The sequence below is a fragment of the Aquimarina agarivorans genome (assembly GCF_000218485.1).
GTDB lineage: Bacteria > Bacteroidota > Bacteroidia > Flavobacteriales > Flavobacteriaceae > Aquimarina > Aquimarina agarivorans.
Map to the genome: position 1 here is coordinate 21,034 of NZ_AFPB01000080.1, position 6,154 is coordinate 27,187.

5 protein-coding genes are annotated in these 6,154 nt (G+C 35.6%); all 5 read right to left on the reverse strand.

What is annotated here, in order from left to right; genetic code table 11:
• Positions 1-3: 3 nt before the first annotated feature.
• Positions 4-525, reverse strand: coding sequence for a hypothetical protein (locus GMC_RS0103730; protein WP_238527913.1), 522 nt, complete (start codon positions 523-525; stop codon positions 4-6).
• Positions 526-587: 62 nt separating this feature from the next.
• Positions 588-3,962 carry a beta strand repeat-containing protein gene (locus tag GMC_RS18980; RefSeq protein ID WP_050813288.1) on the reverse strand — a complete coding sequence of 1,125 codons (3,375 nt, stop codon included), beginning with the start codon at positions 3,960-3,962 and terminating at the stop codon, positions 588-590.
• A 92-nt stretch (positions 3,963-4,054) separates the two neighbouring features.
• Positions 4,055-4,471 (reverse strand): hypothetical protein, encoded by a 417-nt coding sequence (locus tag GMC_RS18985; protein WP_040472405.1) that lies wholly within the window; start codon positions 4,469-4,471, stop codon positions 4,055-4,057.
• A gap of 16 nt (positions 4,472-4,487) precedes the next feature.
• On the reverse strand, positions 4,488-5,225 hold the full coding sequence (locus tag GMC_RS0103740) for a hypothetical protein (RefSeq protein WP_010520877.1): 738 nt from the start codon (positions 5,223-5,225) through the stop codon (positions 4,488-4,490).
• 24 nt (positions 5,226-5,249) lie between these two features.
• Positions 5,250-6,154 (reverse strand): collagen-like protein (locus GMC_RS23195; RefSeq protein ID WP_010520878.1); only part of this gene is annotated, 905 nt, incomplete at its 5' end.

The window sequence follows — 6,154 nt, forward strand, 5'->3', positions numbered from 1 at the left end:
TACTTATAATTTTAAATCACCTGTGATGTGAAATATGTTTGTTGCCGTAGATATAATACCAACTCCAGCATCTCTGCCTGCGGTTTTAAAACGTGATAATCTATTTTTAATTTGTACACCACCAGCACCAGTTATGGTTACTTGTCCATCGCCAATTTGATATATACTTATATTATAGCCTATAGGTAAACCTGTAGGAATGGTTAAAGTGATATCAGTTGCACTATCAAATGTTAATACATTTGTATTATTGCTATTAATTAAAGTATAACTTGCTGTAAGTGGAACAACTACAGGAGTTAATCTATCTTCAAGTAATTGTTTCCATTCGGTACCGTTATATTCAAATATTTTTTTTAATGTACTATTAAATATAATTTGACCTTCATCGGCCGTTGTCATAGGCAGATTATTTATACTAGTTGTTGACCCTACAGGCAATCTCATTAAATCATTTCTTGTAACAGTTTGTCCCAATAGTAAATTACTTAAAAACATAAATAAAATAATTGTACAGCGCTTCACGATTGATCTGATTTTAATGGATTATATTTAATTCATTGTATATGTGTAATTTACTATTTTTTTTAATTAGGTTTAACTCTATATGTAATCCTTCTGTTAGTAATCACTGTTGCTGGTCTTAATACTTTTTTTCTGGAAAATTCCGAGGTTGAATTGGCTATCGTTGCAGTGGCTGTAATGATATTGCCAGTTACAGGGATATTGCTACTTAAAGGAACTGTGATATTAAATCGATTGGTAATGTCAGTATTTCCATCAGCATCATTATAAGATGAGGTCGTTGCATCAGTATCTAAGGGACCTCCTTCGATTACAGAGGTCAAAAACAATTGACCTTCCCCATAGTCATCTGTAAAACCAGTCAGTTGATTGTCTCCAGCAACAGCAGTTCCAAGTTGTACATCTGTTAAAAAGATTTCAATAATGGAACCAGGCCTTGCCCAGCCTGTTATTTTTAACATATTTCCTCGTATTGTAGCCGTTTCAAAAGTAGGAAAGTTAATAAGTCCATTGGGACCGCTGTCGCTATCGCCGCTGTCATTAATCGTAACACCATCACCATCGACATCACCTATTGTGGCGTCTAAATCAATTCCTAAAGCCTTTTCAGTACGACCGTTTGCAAAAATAGAATTTTGAGAAATCAAATTACCACTAGTATTTCCACCTCCAAGAACAATACCAGGACCGCCATTATTATTAATGATGTTATTGGTAATGGATGAATTGCTACCTCTAAGTTTAATACCTGCATTTTCAATAGTGGTGGCGGTACAATTCCCTCCATTTTGACCATTTTCCCTAATCGTATTTTCTGTAATAGTGATATTACCCGAATTGATATCACCATCAATACCAAATGCAGCGCCTTGTTCAATTAAGTTATTTTGAATGGTAATTCCTGTACCATTTTGAATACGAATATTGTCAAAACAACTTCCAGATGTTCCGTTGCTAGTAATGTGGTTATTTACAATTGTTGTTGAAGTGCCTCCGTTAATAAGTAGTCCATCACGTATGGTAGTTGCAATGTAATTTGAATTAATTGTAGCAGTAGTAGCGCCACCTCTTACGTGAACACCAAATCTAATATTACCACTGTTTACTCCAAGTGCGTTGACTCCTATGATATTGTTTTGAACAAGTGTTGATCCATCATTTACTAGAATACCAGCGTTGTTATTGGCATATACGGATAAGTTTCTTATTACATTGTTTGCACCTTGAAAAGTAAGCACATTGCCATTATTTTGATGTATTTGTATTTCGGGTAAATTGTAATTAGGTAAAACGTTTCCATTTGTTCCTACAGAAGTACCCCCTGCACCAATAGTACCTATGTTTGAGTTTCCAGAAAAAGCCGTTTGCGAGCGCCCATCAATATGTGTATTAGCACCAGTTATGGGAGGTAAATCAAATGGGACTCCACTAATGTTATTGGGTATGAAAATATCAAAATAGCCATTTGCATCATAATTAGCGTCAGCAGTTCTGCCCAAAGGATCGGCAGTAGGAGGGATCATAAATACCGTTGCATCTACACCTGCTGCAGGATTGATTGAAGCGTCATTAGGGTGCGCTTCAATATTTAAGCCATTTTCGCCTAATTCATTGGAATTGGTTATAAATTGAGCTAGTGAACCTTGACCAGTGGCATTGGTATTTACAATGGTGTTAAAATTGAAGCCGAAATTTAAGTCAACAACTCCTTCGTTTAAAATTGTAACAGTTGAAAATGATATCGCATTTTCAATAGTACCAGCAGGCGCGTCAGTAAGTAAAGCAGGATTCTTACCACCAATTTCGTTAGTATTTGGGGTGATATTTGTTCCATTGTAGCCTGTTTTAAAGGTTTGAACAGGAACACAGGCGGTACACGTATCGCCGTTGTTTCTCGAAGATCTAATAGTATTTGTAACTACTCTTAAACGATATGTACCATTAACCATTCCTCCAAGCACAAATTCTCCATCGGCGTCAGTTTGCGTACTATCATCTAGTATAAAATTCCCTGGAGTAACCTCTCTATAAATTTCTACAGTAACATTTTCTAATGGATTACCGTTGGAATTGATCAAATTTCTTCCCAAACCTCCTGAGTAGTTAACATCTTCAAAAATATTTCCTACCATTAAATTACTGGGAACTTTAAGGACAACAGCATTTGAAATGACAAAATCCTGACCAACATTAACATTTGTTGTTACGGAAGATTCGCCTTGAGCAATGAAATTTGAAATGTTATAAGTGTCTAAATCTAAACCTAGTGTCTGGCGATTAGTTATATTGGTAAGGTCCGTATTATCATAAACTGTAGAGTTAAAAGGATTGTTGATTGTTACTCCGTTGTTATTACCATCACCCACTAAAGGAATTTCAATGGTTGGAGCTAAGCCAGTTGTTATGGTTAGTGATTCTCCATCAGCGAGATTAATATCACCTTCCCAAGATAAAACAGACGTTTTAGCATCAGTATTGCCTATTGCAAAAAAACCATCAAGTAAATAGGACTCTGTATCGTTCTGTCTGCCATCAAATCCATTATAAAGATTAATTGTGGAAGCAGGTAACGAATCATCTGTATAAAAAATCATTAAACTCCAACCTCCAAACACAATTGTACTATTACAAAAATTAGTACTGTTATCAATGTTCAAGTTTTCTAAATCATAAAGATTATTCGCAGGGTCAGCTAACGAAGTTACTTGATTTGTAACATCAGCTACCATTCCAAAAAAAGTATTAGTTCCAAAGAAACTGCTATTAATAATGTCTGCTGTAACTGATTGACCTTCAAATGTAACTACATCATCAGCTGATACTCCTGAGTGCCCCCAAAAAAGTAATGCTTTTCTAATTGTTGCAGTATTAGGAATTGTAGAAGTTAGAGCAACAGGAGGCCTTGTTGCTACAATGCTACACTCATCATTAATGTCATTTCTAAAAGAATCGCCTGTAACAGCATAGTCAAATAAACCATTAAATTTTTCAAATAAAGTTAAAGGAGTATTTACAGGAACAGCATTATCTCCATCGTCAGTTATTGTTACTGTACCGTTTCTTAAAATTATTGAATTGTTTGTGCTATTAAAAAGAGAAATCGTGAATGTTTCATCATTTTCTTCAAAATTGTTATCAATTATAGGTATAGTTAAATTAATAATTTGGTTAGGAGTTCCATTAAAGTTTAATACTCCATTTGTCAATAAATAATCAGAACTTTCAAGAGCTGTTCCATCAGTTGTAGTATAATTTACACTAAAGGAGTTGATGTTTGCCCCAGTATAAGTAATCGCTACATTGGCAGTGTTGTCACCTTCATTTATGGTTAAGTCCGTTACGCTAACTGTATTAGGAGTAGGTAAGTTTGTTTGTATTTGAAGATTATCAATTATAACAAATTCACCAGGTTCAAAGCCAGTTCCAAATCCATCCAAAATTTGAAATCTAATAATTGTATTTGCAGATATAAAAGGAGTAATGTCAATATTTTCAGTCCCAGAATTTGTGCCTACGAGTGTTCCAGGGTTTAAGACGCTAAAAGAGGTGCCATTATTATTTGATATAGAAATTTCAAGCTCTTCAGCTGGATTTCCATTAAAAAAAAACCTAAATTATTAGTTAACCAATCAAATGTAAGTGAAGCTGAAGTTGCCCCAGAAAGGTCAACAGCTCTTTGAATACCTTCTCCAGGATCACCTACAAAAGCTAAATTATTAGGTCCAATACCAGCATTGCCAATAAAAATAAAAATATCGCCCGAAGTAGGGGAGTTATTATCGTTTAACTCTATCCAATCGGTATTCCAATCGCCGGTACCATCATTTCTATTGTATTCTTGGGTCGTAAAATTATCAGCAAAGATTAACTGTGCATGCAAATTATTTATAGTACTAAAAAAGAATATAAAAGATAATGCAAAATGAATGAATCGTACTAGTTTCATAATTAAATTTTATAAACTATTTTACTACAAAAACGACATTAATTAAAGTATTAAAGTCTGCTGGTTGTCCTACAATACGATAAGAGAGTATTCCAGCATCACTGATTCCTGTAATGTCAAATACATTTGCATCAGCAAAAGTAACATAGTAATAAAGTTCATTTGCAGTATAAAGGGGTATATTATTAGGTGCGCTCGTGCTTTTTGCAGTTTGATAGTTAACAGTTACACCATTTATAGTTGTAGTATTCAATGATATGTCATATTGATTTACATATTGTTGATATAAATCTACAGTTTCATCTGGAGCTCCACTAGGAGTTAATGCAGAAACATCAATTTCAATTGAAGGAGGATAAAAAACCCGACCAGCTTTCGACGTAATGGGTGTAATAGCTTCCACTACGTTTTGTAATGTAGTATCAATAATATTATCTCCGTCTACATCAATGATATCAGCATTATTAACAGTACCATCACCATTTAAGTCAATAGATGAAGACAATACAGTGTTAACTTCAGAAGCATCTTGATCATCAGTTCCTACGTCCGCAATCCAATTAGCACCATCATATCTGTAAATACGATCATCAGATGTAACATAAACGATATTACCTTCAGTTGGCGTACCTGTAATATCTGTGAGATTTGTTATTCTAGGTAACCCCATAGTAGCATTAGCGTCTAAAGTTTGACCAAAAAGTAAAGTTGGAAATATTAATAAAATTGTAATATTTAGTAAAGCTTTCTTCATCTTTAAAATTTGTAATCAATAGGTTTAAGGTAATTTAGTTACCGTGAACATAAATTCTAGGTCGATATCTGTTTTAGGGTTTGTACCATTATCACTATCACCAATATTTACTTTAAAGCCAGTATCCTGAATATCATAATAGGTAATGCCAGGATCATCATAATTAGAACCACCTGCTGGAGGGCAATTACCTCCACAATCCATAGCAGTTAATTGTACTACGTAATTGCTTCCGGTTATAGCTGTGTTAAAAGTAATTTGGTAGTCACCAGTATTAATTCTAGATACAGAAGATCCAAATATGGCAGCAGCACTTCCATCACCATTGACTCTACCAAGTGCACAAACGACTGGGATATTCAAGAAAGCACCGCCATCAGAACCAACCGTTATTTTATTTTCAGTATCAGTACTCACTACATTTGCTGTTTGTGGGGCACCAGCTTCATTTGTATATGTGATGACTCCCGTAGTGTTGTTTTGATCAAGTTCAGTTACGGTTTCTTGCAAATTTTGGGTGCCGGAAGGGCTATTAACCGTTGCAATTGTATTTCCGGTTGCAATTGGGGTAATAGTTATAATTGGAGAGGCTCCCGTAGCTCCGGTAGGTCCAGTACGTCCAGTACGTCCAGTGAATCCGGTACGTCCAGTGAAACCGGTGCGTCCTGTAAATCCTGTTCTACCAGTAAATCCAGTTCTACCTGTGAAACCAGTGCGTCCAGTGAATCCTGTTCTACCAGTGAAACCGGTGCGTCCTGTAAATCCTGTTCTACCTGTGAAACCGGTACTTCCAGTGAAACCAGTGCGTCCTGTGAATCCAGTACGACCTGTGAAACCGGTGCGTCCAGTGAAGCCAGTACGACCTGTGAATCCGGTGCGTCCCGTAATCCAGTTCTCCCTGTGAAACCAGTACGTCCAGTGAATCCAGT